Origin of the sequence: Streptomyces sp. ISL-100, assembly GCF_018614615.1 — a bacterium.
Taxonomy (GTDB): domain Bacteria; phylum Actinomycetota; class Actinomycetes; order Streptomycetales; family Streptomycetaceae; genus Streptomyces.
The window spans coordinates 49910-70621 of the sequence record NZ_JAGGOK010000030.1; the positions used below are offsets into that span (position 1 = coordinate 49910).

Genomic DNA, 20712 nt, shown 5'->3' on the forward strand with positions numbered 1-20712 from the left:
CTGCGCAGCGGGTGCGAAAGCCCGGCCACGGGGTGAGGCTGGAGCCATGGCGGATGTGATCGGTCCGGGCACCTGCGAGCACCGCGAACACACGGACGTGCTCCGGTTCACGCTGCACCTGCCGCACCCCGTGCACCAGGTCTGGCCGGCCGTCGCCACCCCCGTCGGCCTGCGCGGATGGCTCGCGGTCGCCGAACCGCTGGAGCCGCGCCTGGGCGGCGCGGTCACGCTGCGGTGGCAGCTTGGTCTTCCCGGGGGGCACGCCCACGCCCTGGACCCCCGGCCCGACACGCGCGCGGGGCCCGGCGCCGGCGCGGTCTCCGAGGGCGCCGTCACCGCCTGGGACCTGGAACACGTCGCCGAGTACACCGTCGGCGCCCAGGGGCGGATCCGCTTCCACCTGGCGCCGGCCAGGGCGACGAACGGCACGGTGCTGCGCTTCACCAACGAGGTGGCCACGCTCGGCGAGGCCGAGCGGGTGAGCCGCCTGGCGGGCTGGCACGAGCACCTGGAGTACCTCGTCGACTTCCTCGACGGCCGCCGGCCCGACTGGTCGGCGTGGACCCTGGAGCGCTACCGCGAGCTGTACGCCGCCTACGAGGCGCCCGGCGGCAGGCAGTCCTGAGCCGGCGGTCTGCCCTCGGGCCAGGCGATCTCCACGAACCGCTGGGTGCCGTCCCGGGCGAGCTCCACGATCGGCACCGCCTTGTTGTACGGGTTGCCGTGGTTGTCCAGGCAGATCCAGCCGCTCGCGCCCTCCACCTTCAGCGGTCCGTTCATCTGCCGCCACTGGGTGACGACATCGCGGATCTCCGGCAGCTCCTCGCCGCCTCCGGCCGCCTCCCGGATGCCTTGCACGGCCGTCGCCATGGCGTCGTACGCGATGATCGCCTGGCCGTCGGTGAGGGACGTCTTGCCGATCGGGCCGATCTCCGGGTCCGCCGCCGCCTTCGCGAGCCGGTCCTCGAAGGTCTTGAAGACCGCCGGGGTCCCGCCCGTCTTCGGGGTGCCGGGCTGCCCTTCCTTCCAGGCGTCGGGGTGCGCCAGGGCGGCGTACCGGACGCTGACGCCGGCGAGCGCCTTTGTCTCGGGACCCGTGTCGCCGCCGAGGTAGGAGCCCTCGTCACCGGTCAGTACGGTGAATTTCCGGTTGTCGCAGCCGCGCCGGCCGAGCGCGTTCACGAACTGCCGCAGCTGGGTGTGGCGTCCGGCGAAGAACACCGTGTCCGCGCGACTGGTGCAGAGCATCAGCGTGATCTGCCGGAAGGTGTTCGCGGTGGGGCCGTCCTCGGTGGGATCCGGCGGGGAGGTGAACAGCTGCGCCTGGTACGGAGCGTCGGTGAGCAGCTTGGCGAAGGCGTCCTTGAGGGTGGCGGTGTAGTGGTCGCCGGGTCGCGTGTCCCGTACCAGCACTGCCCTCTTCGCCTCCACCTTGCCGAACTCGGCGATGGCGCGGGCCTCGTCGTGGTTGGTCGGCGAGACGCGGGCGAGACCGGGGTACGCGTCGTCCTCGGGGCCGTCGCCGGGGCCGTTGGCTATGTCGTCGGCGGTGATCGTCGTCCCGATCACCGGGATGCCCGCGCCGGTCAGCTCCTTCACGGCGGCCTTGGTCTCGGCGCTGCTGGTGGCTACGCCGGAGACCGCCCGCAGGTTGTCGGGGCCGTCCGTCATGGCTTTGAGCCGGTCCACCGTCGTACGCCAGTGGGCGTTCCCCTTGCCCGTGTTGGCCAGTACGAGCCGGATCTTCGGCTTCATCCCGTTGGAATCGTGGTTGGCGGCGTACTGCTGGAGGAACGCGCCCTGCAGCTCGTGGAGGACCTTGGTACTCATGCCGCTGTCCGTGGAGGTGAGCGGCAGCATCACGGCGACGGTCGCGTATTCACCGGGCTTCAGCTGTTCGTTCTCGCGGGCGATGGCTTTCGCCACGTCGTTGAGTTTCGGCACTTCGAAGGCGTAGCCCTCTCCGGAGACGCCCACGCACTCCGCACCTTCCTCGGGGCGGGCCACGCCCTGGGTGCAGGAGAGGTCGGGATTGAGTACGTGATAGCCGCCGTAGGACAGGGCGGCGGTGGTCGCCAGCGCGAGGAGCACCGTCAGGCCTTTGCGCAGGGGTGTGAACCAGAAGACCCTGCGGAACCAGTCCGTCATTCCCCGCCCCCGTCTCTTTGCGTGCCGGTTCTTTGTGTGCCGGCCGTCAGACGCCACTCGCGTACGGCCTGCGGCCACGAGCGGGACGCCTGCCACAGGACTTCGTTGCCGGAACTGTGCAGCTCCGAGAGGAGGCCCAGTTCGTACCCCATCTTTTCGGTCACCTCGTCGTCCGGGAGCGCCAGCGGGTCGGTCAGCTGCCACACCGCGAACAGCAGGCGGCGTATGCGCAGATGCAGTACGGCGTCCGCGCCGGGCGGCGGCGCCGGCGCCGGTGCGTCGGTGCGGCCGAGCGCCACGGGGCGGCGTACATCCGGGTCGTCGAAGTGGGGCGCCGATGCTATGAAGCGGAGCTCTTCCAGCCAGACGCGGGCGTCGGCGCGGGGGAAGGTCTCGCGTAGGTACGTTACGGCGCCTTCTGTGGCTCCTAGGGCCAGCTCGTGGTGGAGGCGGTGCGGTGCGTTGTGGTTCCCCGCGTGGTTGTGCCCCGCGTTGTTGTTCTCGTAGTGGTCGCGGAGTGTCTGGTGGACCGCTCTCCAGCGGGTCGAGTCCCGGTCGCCGTGTCTCAGGCGGTGCAGCAGCAGCGTGCGCAGTAAGGGGTCGCCCACGAAGTGGCCTGTAGTCGACGGCCAGTGTTCGTCCGCGAGCAGCGTCCGTACGTCGCGTACGGCGGCCAGTCCCGTACGCCCCTCCTCGCCCGGCAGGCGTGACGCGGCCAGTGCCTCCGCCGACTGCACGTCGTGCGCGGGGGCGAGCACCGTGAGCCAGTCGAGCCGGGACGCGGGCACCAGCCGCGCGAGCAGTTCGGCGGCCACCTCCTGGCCCTCGCGGTCCTCGCGGAGGGTGACGGGCGCGGCGAGCAGCGAGGCGGGGGTGAACCGCTCCGGGTGCTCGTCCTGGCCGGCGGCCTGCGCGAGCAGATCTACTGCCAGGGGGCGGCCGCCCGTCAAACGGTGGACCGCGCGTGCCAATTGCGGCCGGGTCAGCTGGCGGGGGTCCTTGCGGTCGAAGATCTGCCGGACGTGCTCGGGGTCCAGCGGGGTGAGCTCCACGGCTGTCGCGCCCGATGCTATTTCGCGTCCTCGCCGCCAGCCGAGTTCGTGCCGGACCTCCGGCAGGGTTCGGCGTACGGCGTGACGCAGTGCGGGGTGGTCGTGCCCGCGCAGGGCCGCGATGAGCACCACGTGGTCGCGCTTGCCGTCGGCGCGGTCGCGGAGTACGGGCTCTATGAGGCGGCGGCCCAGGGGTGCTTGGGCGTTGTCCAGCAGGACTACCGGCCGGCCTACGCGGCGTAACCGGCCCATCCCCTGGTAGGCGGCGTCCAGGTCTGCGCGGAGCGCGCCGATGAGGTGGCGCTCGGCGCGTATGCGGTGCTCGCTGCCGCGCCGGAAGTGCAGGGCGAGGAGGGTCAGGCCGCGCTTGGCCTTGCCGCCGGCGCCCGGGTAGGTGCCGTACCAGTCGGCGGAGGCGCGCTGGCCCCGGTTGAACAGGTCGTCCAGGAGGGACTCGACTGTCGTTTCCACGACTATGTCCAGGCCCGGGCCGACGCCGGAAGCCATGGCGGCGAACTTCGCCACCACCTTGGTCAGCCAGGTGCGCGTCTGGTTGCGCCAGCGGGAGCCGGGCTCTACGAGCAGGCCGAGGCGCAGGCCCTCGGCCAGGATGTTCTCGTCGTCGTGCGGGCGCCATCCGAGGCTTGCGACGGCCAGCAGTCCGGCGGCGAGGCGGGGGAACTCTACGGCTCCGGCGCCGTGCACGGGGGGTGCGAGCTGCTCGCCGAGTTCGGCGAGGGCCTCTGTGACGGGGGACCAGGAGAGGGAGTGGGCACGCTCGGTGAACTCGGTGAACTCGGTGAACTCGGTGCGCTCGCAGTCGATGAGGGCGATGGGGGTGCGCCGGCGGTAGGCGGTGTGCAGTCGTTTCAGTACGGCGGTCTTGCCCATGCCTCGGCCGCCTGTGAGGACTACGGCGGGGAGGTCGTCGCGGTGCTCGAACGGGACCTTCTGGAATCCGCGCGGCGGAAGACCGATGAGCCGTGGCGCAAGACCGTCGAGGACTGCCTCGCGGCCGAACAGCTCTCTGTCCACAGAACCTCCGCGGGCCACATGTGTCGCTACGTCAACTCCAGCTTACTCACCGTGAGTTGACGCATGCACGGGTTTTCGAATCCGGGGTCGGTGTTTTCCGGGGCTCCGGGGTCGGTGCCGCGTCGCGGCGTCTCCTCGGTCGTCGAACGTTCGGGTACTGCGTTGTTTCGTGTGGGCTCGTTGCGTTCAACGCCCTGCGGGGAGCGCCCCGACACGTCCCCTCCTGGCACCGTGGTGTGCGAGGCGGGGTCACCGTGAGGGAGGAGGTGGCCCAGGGGTGCTCTCCGCCGTGCGGCGGGTCGGGTTCCTCCTGGTAGCGGGTGTGGTCGGTCGTACGTCCGTGGAGGGTGGGGGCATGGCTTCGAACAGCCGTCGCCAGCGGGTCAGGGCTTCGGCGGCGTCGGGTCCTCAGGGCCGCCTTCGTCGCGCTGCTTGAGTTCCTCTTCACGGCGCCGCAGGTCCGCTTCCCAGTCCTTCATCATCGACTCGTCCTTGGTGTCGTTCAGGGACTTGAGGAAGCCGGGGTTGTCGTCGGGGGCGACCCACTCCGAGGGTGTGCTGGTGGAGGTGTTCTGGGTTTTCTTGCGGACCTTGCCGACGGCCAGCCACGCGACGGGGCCGATCAGGACCTCGCCGAAGAGCAGCACGATGATCACCCAGACCACCTTGGGGAGGTGGCGGACCTCTTCCTCGGGGGTGTTCAGGCAGTCGATGAAGGCATAGATCCACAGCGCCAGAAGGATGAGGAACGGCAGATACCTGAGCATGAGAACCAAGCCCCCAGAACGCGGACCGCGGGGCGCCGTAGACGGCCCCGGTGACGGGCCAAGCGTAGTGCGTACCGGATACTGGACCGCATGGCTTACGACGATCTTCGCTCCCTGCTCCGGGCGCTGGAGCGCGAGGGCGACCTCAAGCGCATCAAGGCCGAAGTCGATCCGTACCTGGAGGTCGGGGAGATCGTCGACCGAGTGAACAAGGCGGGTGGCCCGGCGCTTCTCTTCGAGAACGTCAAGGGCTCGTCGATGCCCCTGGCGATGAACGTCTTCGGGACGGACCGCCGGCTGCTCAAGGCGCTCGGGCTGAAGTCGTACGACGACATCCGGGACAAGATCGGCGGGCTGCTGAAGCCTGAGCTTCCGCATGGTTTTGTGGGGGTACGGGAGGCTTTCGGCAAGCTCGGGTCGATGGCGCACGTGCCGCCGAAGAAGGTCAAGTCCGACGCGGCGCCGGTGCATGAGGTCGTGCTCACCGGTGATGACGTGGATCTGGACCGGTTGCCCGCGCTGTTCACCTGGCCGGAGGACGGCGGGTCCTTCTTCAACTTGGGGCTTACGCACACCAAGGATCCCGAGTCGGGGATCAGGAACCTGGGGCTGTACCGGCTCCAGCGCCATGACAAGCGCACCATTGGTATGCACTGGCAGATCCACAAGGACAGCCGGAATCACTACCAGGTGGCGGCCCGGCGGGGGGAGAGGCTGCCCGTCGCGATCGCCTTCGGTGCGCCGCCGGCCGTGACGTACGCCTCGACGGCTCCGCTGCCCGGTGACATCGACGAGTACCTCTTCGCCGGCTTCGTGTCGGGCAAGCGCATCGAGATGGTCGACTGCAAGACGGTCCCGCTCCAGGTCCCGGCGCAGGCCGAGGTCGTACTGGAGGGGTGGCTGGAGCCCGGGAAGATGCTGCCGGAGGGGCCCTTTGGAGACCACACCGGGTTCTATACGCCGCAGGAGGACTTCCCCGCGCTGACGATCGACACGATCACGATGCGGCGGCGTCCGCTGCTCCAGTCGATCGTGGTGGGGCGGCCGCCGACTGAGGACGGGCCGCTGGGGCGGGCTACGGAGAGCTTCTTCCTGCCTCTGCTGAAGGTCATCGTGCCGGACATCGTGGACTACCACCTGCCGGAGGCGGGCGGTTTCCACAACTGCGTCATCGTGGCGATCGACAAGAAGTACCCGAAGCACGCGCAGAAGGTCATGCACGCCATCTGGGGCGCGCACATGCTCTCGCTGGAGAAGCTGATCATCGTGGTCGACAAGGACTGCGACGTGCACGACTACCACGAGGTGGCGTGGCGGGCCCTGGGGAACGTGGACTACTCCCGCGACCTCACTGTGGTCGAGGGTCCGGTCGATCATCTCGACCATGCGTCTTACCAGCAGTTCTGGGGCGGCAAGGCGGGCATCGACGCCACCAAGAAGCTGCCCGAGGAGGGCTACACCCGGGACGGCGGCTGGCCGAACATGGTCGAGTCGGACCCGGGTACGGCGTCGAAGGTCGACCGCCGGTGGAAGGAGTACGGGCTGTGAGCAGCGCCGCGGCGGCGGTCCCGCAGGTCGGCAGGACCAAGGCCTTTCTCCGGCTCGTGATGATCGAGCACTCGGTCTTCGCGCTGCCCTTCGCGTACATCGCCGCGCTCACCGCGATGTTCCTGCTGGACGGAAACATCCACTGGGGCAAGCTGCTGCTCGTCACCATCGCCATGGTCGGGCTGCGTACGTTCGCGATGGCGTGCAACCGGATCATCGACCGCGAGCTCGACGCCCGTAACCCCCGCACCGCCAACCGCGAGCTGGTCACCGGCGCGGTGTCGGTCAGGTCGGCGTGGACCGGCGCGCTCGTTGCCGTGGTGATATTTCTTGGCGCTGCGGCCGCGCTGAACCCGCTGTGCCTGGCGCTGGCGCCGATCGCGGTCATCCCGATGGTGGTCTATCCGTACGGGAAGCGCTTCACGAATTTCCCGCATGCCATTCTGGGCTTCGCCCAGGCCATGGGCCCCGTCGGCGCCTGGCTCGCCATCACGGGGGAGTGGTCCTGGGACGCGGTGATCCTCGGTCTTGCCGTTGGTATCTGGATCGGCGGCTTCGATTTGATCTTCGGCAGCCAGGATGTCCAGGCGGACCGTGCGGAGGGCGTGAAGTCCGTACCGGCCCGCTTCGGCGTCCCGGCCGCGCTGTACGGCGCGCGGGCCTGCCACGCGGTGACGACCGTGCTGTTGGTCTGGTACGCGTTGGCCACCGGCGCGGGGGTGTTCTTCTGGGCGGGACTGGTGGTGGTGGCTGTGGCGTTTCTTTACGAGCACACGATTGTGAAGCCGCATGATCTGTCCCGGCTGAACCGGGCGTTCTTCTCGACCAATGGGTTTATCGGGATCGCGCTGTTTGGATGTGCGCTGATGGATCTGCTGGTGCGCGGCCTCACGGTGTGAGGGCGGGCGCCCTGCGCCGGCGGAAGAGGAACGCGGCCAGTACACCGCCGATCAGGCCGAAGAGATGGCCCTGCCAGCTGATGGCGGTGTTCGTGGGGAGCACTCCCCACAGGAGTGAGCCGTAGACCGCGCCCACCAGCAGGCCTATGACGACGTCGACGGCGTTGCGGTCGACGAAGCCGCGGACCAGCAGGTAGCCGAAGAGGCCGAACACGACGACCGACGCGCCCGCCGTGTTGGAGTAGTCGGGCGCGGTGAGCCAGACGCCCAGGCCGCCGATGAGGATGATCGTGAGGACGACGGCGGCGAAGCGGCGTATCCCGCTCAGGGCGGCCAGGAAGCCGAGGATGAGCAGCGGGACGGTGTTCGACGCGAGGTGGTCGAAGCCGTGGTGGAGGAATGACATCGGGAGTACGTCGCGCAGCTCTGTGAGGTCGCGTGGGCTCAGCCCGTATGTGGTGAGGGCGCCGGTCGCCGCGTCCAGCGCCTCCAGGATCCACAGCAGAGCGACCCAGCCGAGCATCACCGCGGCGGCGGTCTTGGCCCGGTCGCTCCCGCTACGGCTCTGTGCAACGGTGGTTGATCGCATGGCGTCCCCCTGCTGTACGTGCGGCCTGTGCGGCCTGTCAGTGGAACGTCCGGGGCACCTGACTCGGTTCCGCCCCACGGCGCCCGGATAAGGTCGGGCACGTGGAGTCAGGACATGTACGCAGGCCGTGGGTCGTCGGGGTTTCCGGGGCGTCGGGTACGCCGTACGCCGCCGCCGTGCTGCGCGGGTTGCTGGACGCGGGCGAGAGCGTGGACCTGGTGGTCAGCCGGGCGTCGCGGCTGACGCTGCTGGACGAGACGGGGATCGCGTTCCGGGACGCGCACTGGCAGGAAGACCTGCGGACCTGGCTCGCGCGCGGCGCGGACGGGAAGCCGGACACGTTCGTGGCCGATGTGGGTGACGTGCGGTACTGGGCGGCCGGGGACCTGGCCGCCGGGCCTTCGTCGGGCTCGTACCCGGCAAAGGGGATGCTGATCGTGCCGGCGTCGACGGCCAGCGTGGCCGGGGTGGCGCTGGGGCTGTCGAAGGATCTGCTGCAACGGGTGGCGAGCGTGACGCTCAAGGAGCGGCGCAGGCTGGTTGTAGCTGTGCGGGAGACGCCGCTGAGCGGGCAGACCCTCAGGCACATGGTGGCGCTGGACGAGGCGGGCGCCGTGGTCCTGCCGGCCTCCCCGGCGTTCTACGCGGGGGCGACGCACATCCAGGATCTGGTGGACTTCGTGGCGGGGCGGGTGCTGGACGCGGCGGGGGTGCCGCACAGCTTGTACCGCCGCTGGGAAGGTGAGCTCGGTGGTTCCCGTAAGGACTAGCGGCGGACTGCACGCTCTGTTTGATCATCTGAAAGAATTTTGCGGGGCGTTGAGCCCTGCGCGCCTTAGATTGCACACATAAGCTCGCGGTACAGCTGAACAATGGAAGGCTTCAGGCATATGGACGCCGTGGACAGGCAGCTCATCCAGGCTCTCAGGGAGAACGGCAGGGCCTCGTACGCCGAACTCGGCCGGCTCGTCGGGCTCTCGGGGCCCAGCGTGACCGACCGCATCAACCGTCTTGAGGCGGCCGGTGTCATCACCGGTTACCGCGCGACGGTCGACGCGAAGTCGCTCGGTCTCGGCGTCACGGCGCTGATCGGCATCTCGCTGTCGGACGCGGCGGACCACGAGGACGTGGCGCGCAGGCTGCGCGATCTCGCGGAGATCGAGGACTGCTGGTTCATCGCGGGCGACGACTCGTACATGCTCAAGATCCGGGCGGGGGATGTCGACGGCCTGGAGAAGACGATCCGCCGGCTGTCCGGCACGCGGGGTGTGTCGCGGACGCGGACGACGATCGTTCTCTCCACGAAGTGGGAGAACCGGGTCGGGGAACTGCCCGAAGAGGGCTAGGCGTACCGTGTTCGAAGCCTGATTCGTAGACAAATGGGAGGCGGCCAGAATGGACGCGGGACTCAAGCGGGAGCTGGAGCAGAAGGTCCGGGCGGGCGAGCGACTGACCCGCGAGGACGGCATCGCCCTGTACGAGTCCGACGACCTGGCCTGGCTGGGCGGCCTCGCCCATGAGGTGCGTACGCGCAAGAACGGCGACGTCGTCCACTTCAACGTCAACCGTCACCTCAACATGACGAACGTGTGCACCGCGTCGTGCGCGTACTGCTCGTTCCAGCGCAAGCCGGGCGAGAAGGACGCGTACACGATGCGCATCGAGGAAGCCGTCAAGCTCGCCAAGGCGATGGAGAACGAGAACCTCACCGAGCTGCACATCGTCAACGGCCTGCACCCCAGCCTCCCGTGGCGCTACTACCCGCGCTCTCTGAGCGAGCTGAAGAAGGCGCTGCCGAATGTCTCGCTGAAGGCTTTCACGGCCACGGAGATCCACCACTTCGAGACCGTGTCGGGCATGTCGGCCTCCGAGATCCTGGACGAGCTCATCGAGGCAGGTCTTGAGTCCCTGACCGGCGGCGGCGCCGAGATCTTCGACTGGGAGGTCCGGCAGCACATCGTCGACCACAGGACTCATTGGGAGGACTGGTCGCGCATTCACCGGCTCGCCCACGAGAAGGGGCTCAAGACCCCCTCGACCATGCTGTACGGGCACATCGAGGAGCCGCGCCACCGCGTGGACCACGTGCTGCGGCTGCGCGAGCTCCAGGACGAGACCGGCGGCTTCCAGGTCTTCATTCCGCTGCGCTACCAGCACGACTTCGAGGACATGAAGGACGGCAAGATCCGCAACCGTCTTCAGGCCCGTACGACGATGGCGAGCGGCGTGGACGTGCTGAAGACGTTCGCGGTGTCGCGGCTGCTCTTCGACAACGTTCCGCACGTCAAGGTCTTCTGGGTCATGCACGGCGTGCAGACCTCGCAGCTCGCGCTCCAGCACGGCGCGGACGACATGGACGGCTCGGTCGTCGAGTACAAGATCACGCACGACGCGGACAACTACGGCACGCCGAACAAGCTCGGCCGTGAGGACCTGCTGGAGCTGATCCGCGACGCGGGCTTCCGGCCGGTGGAGCGGAACACGCGGTACGAGATCATCCGCGAGTACCCGGGGCCGGAGGCGGACCGCCGCGAGTCGCCGCAGGCTATGCGGGTCTGAGGCTGTACGGGTTGCTTCAGGGGTTAATCGCGGGGTTTGTGGTGTGACGCGCGGCCCGGGGGGTACCCGGGCCGCATGGCACGTCGCACCGAGCCTCCTGCGCCTCCCGGGCCTCCTGGTGAATCGCCTGAGGACGTGTACACCGCCGAGCCCTTCCTTCCCGGCGGCCGCGCCGGACTGCCCGGGCTCCGCAAGGCGGCAGCCGGCTGCCGCGGCTGCCCGCTCCACCGCGACGCCACCCAGACCGTCTTCGGCGCCGGGTCCGACCACGCCCGGGTCCTGCTGCTCGGCGAGCAGCCGGGCGATCAGGAGGACCGGCAGGGCCAGCCGTTCGTCGGGCCTGCCGGCAAGGTGCTGACGCGGGCTCTCGACGAGGCGGGGATCGATCCGGACGACACGTACGTCACCAATGCCGTCAAGCACTTCAAGTTCGAGATCATCGCCGAACGCGGCAAGCGCCGGATCCACAAGGCGCCCAGTCTCCGCGAGGTGACGGCGTGCAAGCCGTGGCTGGTCGCCGAGCTGAAGGTGGTTGACCCGGAGATCATCGTCGTCCTGGGCGCGACCGCCGGGAAGGCGCTGCTCGGACCCTCGTTCCGGGTGACCAAGCAGCGAGGGATGCTGCTCCCCTTCGAAGATCGCGGGGAGAGTGTGGTCGCCACCATCCACCCGTCGGCGGTGCTGCGCGCCGACGACCGTGAGGCGGCGTATCAGGGGCTGGTGTCCGACCTGCGGATAGCCGCACAGGCGCTCAGTTGATCCGTTTATCGTCGAAGGCATGCCGCTGACCTTCGAACTCGATCCGCAGATCGGCCCCGGCCTTCGTGACGGCGTCGTCGCTCTGTGGGCGGACGTCTCCAACGCGGGCGGCGCCGTCGGATTCGTACCGCCTGTGATCGCCGACGACATACGGCCCGAGTGGGTCAAGCACCACGCTGCCATGAGCGAAGGCCGTACGCGGCTGCTCGTCGGATACGACGAGGAGGGCGCCGTAGCCGCGACTGCCTTCATCACGCACAACACACACCGGCTGATGAAGCACTGGGTGTGGCTCTACACGGTGATGGTCCACCCCGCGCACCAGGGCAAGGGGTACGGGCGCGACCTGATGGCCGCGACGGAGGCGGCGGTACGCGGCTTCGAGGGCATCGACGCGATACGGCTGACCTGCCGCGGCGGCACCGGAGCGGACCGCTTCTACGCGTCCTGCGGCTACAAGGAGGTCGGGCGCGTACCCGGCGGGATCCGCGTCGCTCCGGGGGACGACCGCGACGACATCGTCATGCTGCGGCAGCTGGGGTGACGCCGGGGGCGCCGGAACGACAGGAAGACGCCGGAATGACAGGGGCCCGGTCGGCGCTTTGGAGCCCTGTGCTTGACTGGTAGCGACCCTTTAGGTGCCGTTGAGAAGAAGGTCCCCCCGTGAGCACCAAGCACGCAACGATCCGCTACACCGCCATGCGCCTGGGCGTCTTCGTCGGCTGCTTCTTCGCCATCTGGGGCCTGGTCCACTTCGGCGTGCTGCCGGCCGGCCTGGGCGACTCCAACCTGCTGTGGGTCCTGATGCTCTCCATCGTCGTCTCCGCGCCGCTCAGCTTCGTGCTGCTGCGCAAGCAGCGCGACGCGATGTCGGAGCGGATCGTCGCGCGCGTGGACAGCGCGAAGGCCAAGCTGGAGTCGAACCGCAAGCAGGAGGACGGCCTGACGCAGACGCAGTAAGGGCTGCGTAAGGTACGTCACATACGACAATCCCGGCCGCACCCCAGCCCTGGACACCCGTCCTGGACTGGGGTGTTGGCGTTTGCGGGGCGGGGCGTCGGCGTACGTACCCAAAGAAGTGCTTTGATGTTCCCAAAGTACAAGTGTTAACGTTCTCGGCATGAAGACAGCAGCTGCGCACTCCCCTGACATGAGCGTCCCGCTCGTGCTTGTGGCGCGCCTGCATGTCGATCTCTGCCGCTGCATGTCCGCGGCCTGTCGCCGCCACATCTGACATCAGAAGCGACATCACGCAGCGGCGACCGCCCACAGCTTCAGCACGCCCCGTGCAGCTCACGGCCGCCGCACCCCCGTCCTCGTATCCCCGTACGTGATTCCGTACGTAATCAACGGAGTGTGTCCGTGTCCGCGAACTCCGCGACCACGCCCGCCGAGAAGCAGAAGACCCGCTTCCGGATATCCGACAAGTTCCCCTTCTGGGCTCAGATCGTCACCGGTCTGGTCCTGGGTGTGCTGCTCGGCTGGCTCGCCCGCAGCCAGGACATCAGCTGGCTGAAGACGACGCTGGAGCAGGTCGGCGGCATCTTCGTCCAGCTTCTGAAGCTGGCCGTCGCGCCGCTCGTCTTCTTCGCGATCCTCGTGTCGATCACCAACCTGCGCAAGGTCAACAACGCCGCCAGGCTGGCCTCGCGCACGCTGCTCTGGTTCATGATCACGTCGCTGATCGCGGTCGCCATCGGCATCGCGATCGGCCTGTTCACCAACCCCGGCGCCGGTACGGGCCTGACGCCGAAGGACGGCCAGAAGCCGGAGGGTTCCGGCTCCTGGATCGACTTCCTGACCGGCATCGTGCCGACGGACGTCATCACGCCGTTCACTGAGCTGAACGTGCTTCAGATCGTCTTCATGGCCGCCGTCGCCGGTATCGCCGCCCTTCAGCTCGGAGAGAAGGCCGAGCCGATCCTCAAGCTCAGCAACTCCGTCCTGGAGCTGCTCCAGAAGGCCCTGTGGTGGGTCATCCGCCTCGCGCCCATCGGTACGGTCGGCCTCATCGGCTTCGCCATCGCGGACTACGGCTGGGACCTGATCAGCAAGTACGCGACCTTCACCGCGGACGTCTACATCGGTTGCGCCATCGTCCTGTTCGGCGTCTACCCGCTGCTGCTCGCCACGGTCGCCAAGGTCAACCCGCTCCAGTTCTTCAAGGGCGCCTGGCCGGCCATCCAGCTGGCCTTCGTCTCCCGCTCGTCGGTGGGGACGATGCCGGTCACGCAGCGGGTCACCGAGCGGCTGGGTGTGCCGAAGGAGTACGCGTCGTTCGCCGTTCCGTTCGGTGCCACGACCAAGATGGACGGCTGCGCCGCGATCTACCCGGCGCTCGCCGCGATCTTCATCGCGCAGATCTTCGACGTACAACTCGGCATTCAGGACTACCTGCTGATCGCCTTCGTCTCGGTCATCGGCTCGGCGGCCACCGCCGGCCTGACGGGCGCGACGGTCATGCTGACGCTGACTCTCTCCACGCTGGGTCTCCCGCTGGAGGGCGTGGGCCTGCTGATGGCGATCGACCCGATCCTGGACATGGTGCGGACCGCGACGAACGTCGCGGGGCAGAGCCTGGTGCCGGTCATCGTCGCGGCCCGCGAGAAGATCCTCGACCACGACGCGTACAACTCGGCTTCGTCCTCGCCGGTCGATGAGTACGACGCGGACTACGCGGACGACGCGACCGACGCGGACGACGAGGTGCGTGACGACGTGCGTGACGCCGAGGAGAAGGCCGCGGTGCCGGTCCCCGCGTAACCGTTCCAAGTGCCCCCGGACGCTCCGCGTTCGGGGGCATTTCGGTTTGTGGGGGGCGGGAGCGCCGTACGCTTACCGGGGAGTAGGCCGCGGTATGCGGTGAGCCGCGCTGCGTGGTGGGAGGATCTGGGTCGTGGGTGGTGCTGTGAAGGGCAAGCGGATGCCGCGTGCCGTGCGCGAGCAGCAGATGATGGACGCTGCCGTGCAGACCTTCGGGCAGCGGGGCTACCGGGCCGCGTCGATGGACGAGATCGCCGAGCTGGCCGGAGTCTCCAAGCCGCTCGTCTACCTGTATCTGAACTCCAAGGAAGAGCTGTTCACGGCCTGCATCCGGCGCGAGGCGAGTGCGCTTGTCGCAGCGGTACGGGCCGGAGTCGAGCCGGGGGTGCCTGCCGACCGTCAGCTGTGGGACGGGCTGCGGGCGTTCTTCACGCACGCGGCGGAGAACCCGGACGGCTGGGCGGTGCTGCAGAATCAGGCCCGCACGCACGGGGAGCCGTTCGCCGACGAGGTTGCGGCGATGCGCGCGGAGCTCGTCACCTTCGTGACCTACCTGATCGGCGCCGCTGCGCGCGAGGCGGACTGCGACTCGGAGCTGGCCGAGCGGGAAGTGGCGGGCCTCGCCCATGCGCTGGTGGGGGCCGCCGAGTCGCTCGCCGGGTGGGGGAACGGCACGCCGGGCGTCTCCGCGAAGGAGATGGCCGCGACGCTGATGAATTTCGCCTGGGCCGGGCTGGCGAATCTCATGAACGGGCAGCGCTGGGCGCCTTCATCTCGCGCGTGAGTCCGTTCGTGTTCCCGTGAGGTGGATGCGGCCGTCCTGGCCGCGCAGTTGGAACATGCCTCCCGCCGCCGCGTAGGTGACTGCGGCGGGGAGCAGGACCGGCGCCCTGAAGTCGGCTCGTACGGACGTCTCATCGGCGGGGTCCAGCTCGGCGACGCAGCGGGCGAACGTCCACATGCCGTGCGCGATGGCGCGCGGGAAGCCGAAGAGCTTCGCCGTCAGCGGGTGCAGATGGATGGGGTTGAGGTCCCCCGACACGAGACCGTAGCGGCGGCCCAGGTTGCCGGACACGTCCCAGGTGGTGACGGCGGGGAGCGGGGCGTGCTGATTCTTGGTCAGGCTGGGGGCGACGGGTGTGCTTTGGGTGTAGTGGCGGGCCAGATACGTGCTGCGCGACTCCCAGACCAGGGCGTCCGCCAGGCGGGCCTCGGTGACCATGGTGACCTCGGTGCCGCGTCGGTGAGACCTCAAGTGGTCGGCGTACACGGTCAGTTCGGGGCGGTCGTCCGGGTGCATGGCGCGGTGGCGGTTGATCGCGATGCTCGTGTGGACCAGGCCGGTGAGTGGCAGGGGGAAGGCGCGCCGCGTCATCACGCGCAGGGCGAGGGGGAAGGCGATGACGTGCGGGTAGGTGAGCGGCAGCGGGTCGGTGCAGGGGAAGCCGCAGATGCGGGCGTACGCCGCCAACTGACCGTGGTCGATGAGGGCGTGGGGGAGCGTGAGTCGGGTGGTGGGGAGGACGGCGGTGGAAGAGACCTTGCGCTTGAGCGGGGAGGTGAGTGCCCCGAGTGTGAGGAGTGGTACGAGCGAGGTCATTGTCCAGACTCCCTGCACAGTCGTAGATTTACTCCGGAGTAAGGTTACTCAAGGGTCAGGAGTAGGTCGAGATGATGCGCCCCGCGCCCGAGTTCGAATCCGAGTCTGAGTCTGAGTCGTCGGCGGTTTCCGCTTCCGCTTCCGTTTCCGTACAGCAGCGCAGCCCCGACAAGGTCCGAGTGGACGGCGTCGTGCGAGAGGTGTCCGTGCCGGCGCTCGTGCCGCCCGTACGGCGCGGATCGCTCGCCGACATCCCGTTCGACAACGCCCGCGAGGCCCCGGCCGACCCCGTACTCGGCATCAAGCAGGGCGACGGCACCTGGCGTGACATGACAGCGGCCGAGTTCGCCGCCGATGTGCTCGCGGTGGCGAAGGGCCTGGTCGCGGAGGGGCTGCGGCCCGGCGACCGGATCGCGATCATGTCCCGTACGACGTACGAATGGACGCTGCTCGACTTCGCCGCCTGGGCGGCGGGCCTCGTCACCGTCCCCATCTACCCCACGTCCTCCGCCTTCCAGGCGCGCTGGATCCTCCAGGACTCGGGCGCGGTCGCCTGCGCCGTCGAGAGCGCCGAGCAGGCCAGGGTCGTCAGCCACGAGCGGCAGAACCTGCACGACCTCGCGCACCTGTGGGAGTTCGACACGGGCGCGGTCGACCGGCTGCGGACGGCGGGCAGGGACGTCCCCGACGCGGTCGTCACCGCGCGCCGCTCCGGCCTCGCGCCGGACTCGGTCGCCACCCTCATCTACACCTCGGGCACGACGGGCCGCCCCAAGGGCTGCGTACTCACCCATGCCAACTTCTTCGCCGAGGTCGACAACTCGATCGAGCTGCTGCACCCCGTCTTCAAGTCGGTGAGCAAGGAGCCGGCGTCCACACTGCTGTTCCTGCCGCTGTCGCACGTCTTCGGGCGGATGGTCGCGGTCGGCTGTATGCGGGCGCGGGTACGGCTCGGTCACGCGCCCAGCATCCAGACCGAGGACCTGCTCAGCGACCTGGCGGGCTTCCGGCCGACGTTCCTGCTGGCCATCCCGTACGTACTGGAGAAGGTCTACAACACCGGCCGCGCGACCGCCGAGAAGATGGGCCGCGCCTCGTCGTTCGACCGCGCGTCCCGGATCGCGCAGCGGTACGGGCAGGCGGTGGAGGCGCAGGAGCACGGGAAGCATGGCGGGCCGGGGTTGGGGCTGCGCGCGGCTCGTGCGCTCTACGATCCGCTGGTCTACCGGCGGATCAGGGCGGCGCTGGGCGGCAAGGTGAAGTACGCGATCTGCGGCGGCTCACCGCTCGGGCGGCGCCTCGCGTCGTTCTACGCGGGCGCCGGCATCGAGATCTTCGAGGGGTACGGACTGACGGAGACGACGGCGGCTGCGACCGTGACCCCGCCGCTCAGGCCCCGCCTCGGCACGGTCGGCTGGCCGCTGCCGGGTACGGGCGTCCGTATCGGCGACGACGGGGAGGTGCTGCTGCGCGGCGGCCAGGTCTTCAGCGGCTACTGGGACCGGGAGCGGCAGGCGCCCGTGGACGTGACGCGGGACGGGGGGTGGTTCGCGACGGGCGATCTGGGGGCGCTCGACGACGACGGGTATCTGACCATCACCGGCCGCAAGAAGGACGTCATCATCACGTCGGCGGGCAAGAACGTCGCTCCCGCGCCTCTTGAGGACTGGCTTCGGGCGCATCCACTGGTGGGGCAGTGCCTGGTGGTGGGGGACAACCGCCCGTACATCACGGCCCTGTTGACGCTGGAACCGGACGGTCTGGGGCACTGGCGCCAGATGACGAAGAAGCAGGACGTCCCGCTGCGCGAGCTGGTCGACGACGAGGAGCTGCGGGCCACGCTGCAGCGGGCGGTCGACGAGGCGAACCGGCTGGTGTCGCGGGCGGAGTCGATCCGTCGGTTCGCGGTGCTGCCGGTCGACTTCACGGAGGAGAACGGGTACTTGACGCCGTCGCTGAAGCTGAAGCGGGCGGCGATCGTACGGGACTTCGGGGAGGAGATCGCGGGGTTGTACGGGCGGTGAGGGGGGTGGCTCTGGAAGAGGGGCGCCCGGGATGTGGGCGCCCCTCGCTGCTATTACTGGCAATTCCCCTGGGTCGGTTTGCCGGCGAAACGCTCGTCCAGCCAGTCCATCGCCGGGAACGCGCCTACGGTCACCCCGCCGATGTGCCCGAGGAGGGGATGGGAGCGCCACTGGACGTTCGCGCCCCTGCCGCACCAGTCGGCGCGCAGCCGCTTGCCGACGGAGTACGGGATCAGCTCGTCGAGGCCGCCGTGGTAGAGGTAGACGGGGTGGTCGGGGGCGCGCGTGCCGACGTTCGACTCGTTGAGCCGCTGCTGCCAGTCGGGCTGGTCCAGCGGGTTCCTGACGGTGACCTCGGAGACGCGCTGGAAGAGGCCGGCGACGGTGTCGACGGCGACGCAGTTCTTCTTCATGAAGTCGACGAAGGCTCGCCCCTTGGCGTTGAGGTACTTGTCGAGCTCGAGCTCGGGGAACGCGGCGTTCTGGCCGGTGGCCGCCATGAGGATCAGGCCGGCGCCGATGTTGCCGTCGTTGAAGTCGGCGACTTCGAGGAGGTCGGCCGGTACGCCGCCGGTCGCCGTGCCCTTGACGTTGAGCTCGGGGGCGTACGAGTCGTGGAGTTCGGCGGCCCAGCTGGAGGCCTGGCCGCCCTGGGAGTACCCCATGACGCCGACGGGTGAATCCGCGCTCAGACCGGCTTCCGGGTGGTGGAGGGCGGCGCGGGCGGCGTCGAGGACGGCGTGGCCCTCGGCGCGGCCGACGGTGTACGTGTGGTCGCCGGGGGTGCCGAGGCCTTCGTAGTCGGTGACGACGACGGCCCAGCCGCGCTGGACGGCCGCGTTGATGAGGTTGGCCTCGACGGTCGTTCCGTGGGGGAACCCGGCGCTCGGCGCGCACTGATCGGCGAGCCCGACGGTCCCGACGGCGTACGTGACGAGCGGGCGCGGCCCGGTGCGGCCGTCCTTGGGCACGATGACGGTGCCGGAGACGACGTTGGGGGCGCCCTTGGCGGTGGTGGAGCGGTAGGTGATGTGCCAGGCGTTGGTGTTGGTGGGCTGGTCGGGGAGTGGGTGGAAGGAGGTGGGGGCGGAGGTGAGGAGGTCGCCGGGGGTGCTGGTGCCGGTGCTGGCGGGCGACGACTCCTGGACGGTTGCGGTGGCCGATGGGGTGGCGGCGGCGGTGAAGGCGAGTGCGGCCAGGGTGGTGAGGGTGGTGAGGGTGGCTACCACTCTGGCCCGGAGGCGATTGAGGCTCGTGTGACGCTTGTGATGCGTGTGATGCCTAGGACTGTGACTCATACGGCTCTCCCAACGTTCCGAGGGGGGCTGGGGTCGTTGCCGAGACGGTAGTGACTGACCGGTAGGTACGGAGCTGGCCGGGAAGCTCAGCTTTGCTGACCCCAGATATCAACGACTCAGGAGCGAACCAGGGACGCGGCGGAGGTGGCGAGCCACTGGAGAGCCACTGGGGGCGGGGCCAGAGGCGTTGGTTGCTTCTGGTGGTGGAGCCGCCCCTTTCGGGAGTTTGGCGGTTCCGGCGCAAGGCCCGTCTGCCGGGTACGAACTCGCACTCCTCGACCACACGGGTGGAGAACGTGGACGTGGAATGGGACCGGCTTGTTGCTCGCGAAGGGCTGCATCCCGTCTTCGAACTCCGCAGCGAGGAATTCGGACAGAGGCACTTCATCGTGGCCGACCCGAATGGGATCCTGATCGACGTCATTACGCCCATTGCCCCAACCGGCGAATACTCCCAGCAGTACGTCAATAGCTGAGCCCGAAGGGCGTGTTCCCTTCGTACCGACAGGGCGGCTCGGCCCTTGGTGCGATCAACCCGCCACTTATGTGGGGGAGTGGCCGTCAGGTGTCTTCCGGCCGGGGGGGGGTGTCCGCCGCTCCGGTGGCCGCGTCCGGAGCCCCCACCCGGTATGTCCCCGGCGTCGTTCCCGTCCAGCGGCGGAACGCGCGGTGGAAGGACGTGTCCTCGGAGAAGCCGAGTCTGGCTGCCAGTTCCGCGATCGGTTCGCGGCCTTCTGCCAGGCCCGCGATCGCCGCGTCGCGGCGTACCGCGTCCTTCAGCTGCTGGAAAGACGTCGACTCCTGCTGAAGGCGGCGGCGCAGTGTCGCCGGGCTGACCGCCAGGCGGGCCGCCGTCTCCCCGAGGGACGGGAGGCGGGGGGAGGCGCGCAGCGACTGGGCCAAGGTGTGGCGGACCTGTTCGGCCACCGTCGTGCCGTACTCGCGGCGGCTGAGCAGCTCGAAGGGGGCGCGTCTCAGCATCGCGTGCAGTTCCGCCTCGTCCCGTACGAGCGGGGAGGTGAGCCAGCGCGCGTCGAAGCCGGCGCCCGTACGGTCGGTGCCGAAGCGGACCGGGCAGCCGAAAAGGGTGTCGTACTCGTCCTTGTGCGGGGGCGGCGGGTAGGGGAAGTCGGCCCAGCGCAGGGGGATGCGGCGGCCTATCAGCCAGCTGCACAGCCGGTGCCAGATAATCAGCAGGCACTCGGTGAGGAACCGGTCCTCGTCGCGGTCCGGGGCGATGCGGACGGTGAACACCGCCTCGCTTCCCGTCCGTCGCAGTTCGAGGTCCGGGCCGCCCGGAAACAGGCCGTAGAAGGCCGTTCCGCGCTCGACCGCCGTCCCCAGGTCCCGGCAGCCCAGCGCGGCGTAACACATCATCGCGAACGTGCCCGGCCTGCTCGGTACGGAGGCCAGCCCCAGGAACTCGTCCTGCGTGGCCCCGTACAGCGCCCGGAACAAGCCCGCGAACTGCGCCGCCGTGACACGCGCCCTGTCGTCGCCCAGGAGGAGCGGCGGGATGTTGCCCGCCTGGAGCAGTGGCACCGTGTCGATGCCACGGCGCTCGGCGCCGCGCAGCACAGCCCGTACATGGTGCACGGTGATCGTCCGCTTCGCCATGGTCAACGACGGTAGCGGGGATGAGCGGCGAGGTCAGTGGTGGTGACGTTTCCC

Annotated in this window: 20 protein-coding genes; 13 read left to right on the forward strand and 7 right to left on the reverse strand. The window is 69.1% G+C overall.

What is annotated here, in order from left to right; genetic code table 11:
• Positions 1-46: 46 nt before the first annotated feature.
• Positions 47-625 (forward strand): SRPBCC domain-containing protein, encoded by a 579-nt coding sequence (locus tag J7E89_RS13835; protein WP_214973277.1) that lies wholly within the window; start codon positions 47-49, stop codon positions 623-625.
• Here J7E89_RS13835 and J7E89_RS13840 read toward each other — a convergent pair.
• From J7E89_RS13840 to J7E89_RS13850, 3 genes are all read right to left on the reverse strand, one after another.
• Complete coding sequence (locus J7E89_RS13840; RefSeq protein ID WP_214973278.1) at positions 595-2148, reverse strand: ABC transporter substrate-binding protein; 1554 nt, start codon at positions 2146-2148, stop codon at positions 595-597. The two genes, J7E89_RS13835 and J7E89_RS13840, sit on opposite strands and share 31 nt — an antisense overlap.
• Positions 2145-4235, reverse strand: coding sequence for a hypothetical protein (locus J7E89_RS13845; protein WP_214973279.1), 2091 nt, complete (start codon positions 4233-4235; stop codon positions 2145-2147). Before J7E89_RS13845 ends, J7E89_RS13840 begins: the two co-directional genes overlap by 4 nt.
• A 383-nt stretch (positions 4236-4618) precedes the next feature.
• Positions 4619-5002, reverse strand: coding sequence for a PLD nuclease N-terminal domain-containing protein (locus tag J7E89_RS13850; RefSeq protein WP_214973280.1), 384 nt, complete (start codon positions 5000-5002; stop codon positions 4619-4621).
• A gap of 90 nt (positions 5003-5092) precedes the next feature.
• Here J7E89_RS13850 and J7E89_RS13855 point away from each other — a divergent pair, with 90 nt between their 5' ends.
• Entirely contained in the window at positions 5093-6550 is a 1458-nt protein-coding gene (locus J7E89_RS13855; RefSeq protein WP_214973287.1) for a menaquinone biosynthesis decarboxylase, read from the forward strand.
• Entirely contained in the window at positions 6547-7449 is a 903-nt protein-coding gene (gene mqnP, locus J7E89_RS13860) for a menaquinone biosynthesis prenyltransferase MqnP (protein WP_214973289.1), read from the forward strand. The genes J7E89_RS13855 and mqnP overlap by 4 nt, the downstream gene beginning before the upstream one ends.
• On the opposite strand, the gene J7E89_RS13865 is transcribed toward mqnP, so the two are convergent.
• A complete protein-coding gene (locus tag J7E89_RS13865; protein ID WP_214973291.1) occupies positions 7439-8038 on the reverse strand; it encodes a rhomboid family intramembrane serine protease in 600 nt (199 codons plus the stop codon). The two genes, mqnP and J7E89_RS13865, sit on opposite strands and share 11 nt — an antisense overlap.
• 101 nt (positions 8039-8139) lie before the next feature.
• Between J7E89_RS13865 and J7E89_RS13870 the strand changes: the two genes are divergently transcribed.
• The 8 genes from J7E89_RS13870 (at position 8140) to J7E89_RS13905 (ending at position 14903) form a co-directional block, all read left to right on the forward strand.
• Entirely contained in the window at positions 8140-8808 is a 669-nt protein-coding gene (locus J7E89_RS13870; protein WP_214973295.1) for a UbiX family flavin prenyltransferase, read from the forward strand.
• A 120-nt stretch (positions 8809-8928) separates the two neighbouring features.
• Entirely contained in the window at positions 8929-9384 is a 456-nt protein-coding gene (locus tag J7E89_RS13875; protein ID WP_069927547.1) for an Lrp/AsnC family transcriptional regulator, read from the forward strand.
• A gap of 49 nt (positions 9385-9433) precedes the next feature.
• Entirely contained in the window at positions 9434-10597 is a 1164-nt protein-coding gene (gene mqnE / locus J7E89_RS13880) for an aminofutalosine synthase MqnE (protein ID WP_214908279.1), read from the forward strand.
• A 75-nt stretch (positions 10598-10672) separates the two neighbouring features.
• Positions 10673-11356, forward strand: a complete 684-nt coding sequence (locus J7E89_RS13885; protein WP_214973297.1) for a UdgX family uracil-DNA binding protein — start codon at positions 10673-10675, stop codon at positions 11354-11356.
• A gap of 19 nt (positions 11357-11375) precedes the next feature.
• Positions 11376-11900: a GNAT family N-acetyltransferase gene (locus J7E89_RS13890; RefSeq protein WP_214973298.1), complete on the forward strand. Its 525-nt coding sequence runs from the start codon at positions 11376-11378 to the stop codon at positions 11898-11900.
• A gap of 155 nt (positions 11901-12055) precedes the next feature.
• A complete protein-coding gene (locus J7E89_RS13895; RefSeq protein WP_214973356.1) occupies positions 12056-12316 on the forward strand; it encodes a DUF4229 domain-containing protein in 261 nt (86 codons plus the stop codon).
• Between the two features lie 402 nt (positions 12317-12718).
• Positions 12719-14119 carry a dicarboxylate/amino acid:cation symporter gene (locus tag J7E89_RS13900; RefSeq protein ID WP_214973300.1) on the forward strand — a complete coding sequence of 467 codons (1401 nt, stop codon included), beginning with the start codon at positions 12719-12721 and terminating at the stop codon, positions 14117-14119.
• Positions 14120-14279: 160 nt separating this feature from the next.
• Entirely contained in the window at positions 14280-14903 is a 624-nt protein-coding gene (locus J7E89_RS13905) for a TetR/AcrR family transcriptional regulator (RefSeq protein ID WP_214973358.1), read from the forward strand.
• Here the strand turns inward: J7E89_RS13905 and J7E89_RS13910 are convergent.
• Complete coding sequence (locus J7E89_RS13910) at positions 14889-15719, reverse strand: MaoC/PaaZ C-terminal domain-containing protein (RefSeq protein WP_214973302.1); 831 nt, start codon at positions 15717-15719, stop codon at positions 14889-14891. The two genes, J7E89_RS13905 and J7E89_RS13910, sit on opposite strands and share 15 nt — an antisense overlap.
• A gap of 74 nt (positions 15720-15793) precedes the next feature.
• On the opposite strand from J7E89_RS13910, the gene J7E89_RS13915 reads away from it, so the two are divergent.
• On the forward strand, positions 15794-17743 hold the full coding sequence (locus tag J7E89_RS13915) for a long-chain fatty acid--CoA ligase (protein ID WP_214973363.1): 1950 nt from the start codon (positions 15794-15796) through the stop codon (positions 17741-17743).
• Positions 17744-17796: 53 nt separating this feature from the next.
• Here J7E89_RS13915 and J7E89_RS13920 read toward each other — a convergent pair whose 3' ends face one another.
• Positions 17797-19041, reverse strand: a complete 1245-nt coding sequence (locus J7E89_RS13920; RefSeq protein ID WP_214973304.1) for a lipase family protein — start codon at positions 19039-19041, stop codon at positions 17797-17799.
• A gap of 296 nt (positions 19042-19337) precedes the next feature.
• Between J7E89_RS13920 and J7E89_RS13925 the strand changes: the two genes are divergently transcribed.
• On the forward strand, positions 19338-19517 hold the full coding sequence (locus tag J7E89_RS13925; RefSeq protein ID WP_251060518.1) for a hypothetical protein: 180 nt from the start codon (positions 19338-19340) through the stop codon (positions 19515-19517).
• An 85-nt stretch (positions 19518-19602) separates the two neighbouring features.
• On the opposite strand, the gene J7E89_RS13930 is transcribed toward J7E89_RS13925, so the two are convergent.
• Positions 19603-20658: an AraC family transcriptional regulator gene (locus J7E89_RS13930; protein WP_214973306.1), complete on the reverse strand. Its 1056-nt coding sequence runs from the start codon at positions 20656-20658 to the stop codon at positions 19603-19605.
• Positions 20659-20712: the final 54 nt, after the last annotated feature.

Bases quoted from the DNA above. Each gene is read 5' to 3' on its own strand.
- J7E89_RS13930 (WP_214973306.1), bottom strand. From the start codon at position 20,658: ATGGCGAAGCGGACGATCACCGTGCACCATGTACGGGCTGTGCTGCGC.
- J7E89_RS13855 (WP_214973287.1), top strand. From the start codon at position 5,093: ATGGCTTACGACGATCTTCGCTCCCTGCTCCGGGCGCTGGAGCGCGAG.
- mqnE (WP_214908279.1), top strand. From the start codon at position 9,434: ATGGACGCGGGACTCAAGCGGGAGCTGGAGCAGAAGGTCCGGGCGGGC.
- J7E89_RS13915 (WP_214973363.1), top strand. From the start codon at position 15,794: ATGCGCCCCGCGCCCGAGTTCGAATCCGAGTCTGAGTCTGAGTCGTCG.
- J7E89_RS13875 (WP_069927547.1), top strand. From the start codon at position 8,929: ATGGACGCCGTGGACAGGCAGCTCATCCAGGCTCTCAGGGAGAACGGC.
- J7E89_RS13895 (WP_214973356.1), top strand. From the start codon at position 12,056: ATGCGCCTGGGCGTCTTCGTCGGCTGCTTCTTCGCCATCTGGGGCCTG.
- J7E89_RS13865 (WP_214973291.1), bottom strand. From the start codon at position 8,038: ATGCGATCAACCACCGTTGCACAGAGCCGTAGCGGGAGCGACCGGGCC.
- J7E89_RS13840 (WP_214973278.1), bottom strand. From the start codon at position 2,148: ATGACGGACTGGTTCCGCAGGGTCTTCTGGTTCACACCCCTGCGCAAA.
- J7E89_RS13905 (WP_214973358.1), top strand. From the start codon at position 14,280: ATGCCGCGTGCCGTGCGCGAGCAGCAGATGATGGACGCTGCCGTGCAG.
- J7E89_RS13885 (WP_214973297.1), top strand. From the start codon at position 10,673: ATGGCACGTCGCACCGAGCCTCCTGCGCCTCCCGGGCCTCCTGGTGAA.
- J7E89_RS13835 (WP_214973277.1), top strand. From the start codon at position 47: ATGGCGGATGTGATCGGTCCGGGCACCTGCGAGCACCGCGAACACACG.
- J7E89_RS13910 (WP_214973302.1), bottom strand. From the start codon at position 15,719: ATGACCTCGCTCGTACCACTCCTCACACTCGGGGCACTCACCTCCCCG.
- J7E89_RS13890 (WP_214973298.1), top strand. From the start codon at position 11,376: ATGCCGCTGACCTTCGAACTCGATCCGCAGATCGGCCCCGGCCTTCGT.
- J7E89_RS13920 (WP_214973304.1), bottom strand. From the start codon at position 19,041: ATGAGTCACAGTCCTAGGCATCACACGCATCACAAGCGTCACACGAGC.
- J7E89_RS13850 (WP_214973280.1), bottom strand. From the start codon at position 5,002: ATGCTCAGGTATCTGCCGTTCCTCATCCTTCTGGCGCTGTGGATCTAT.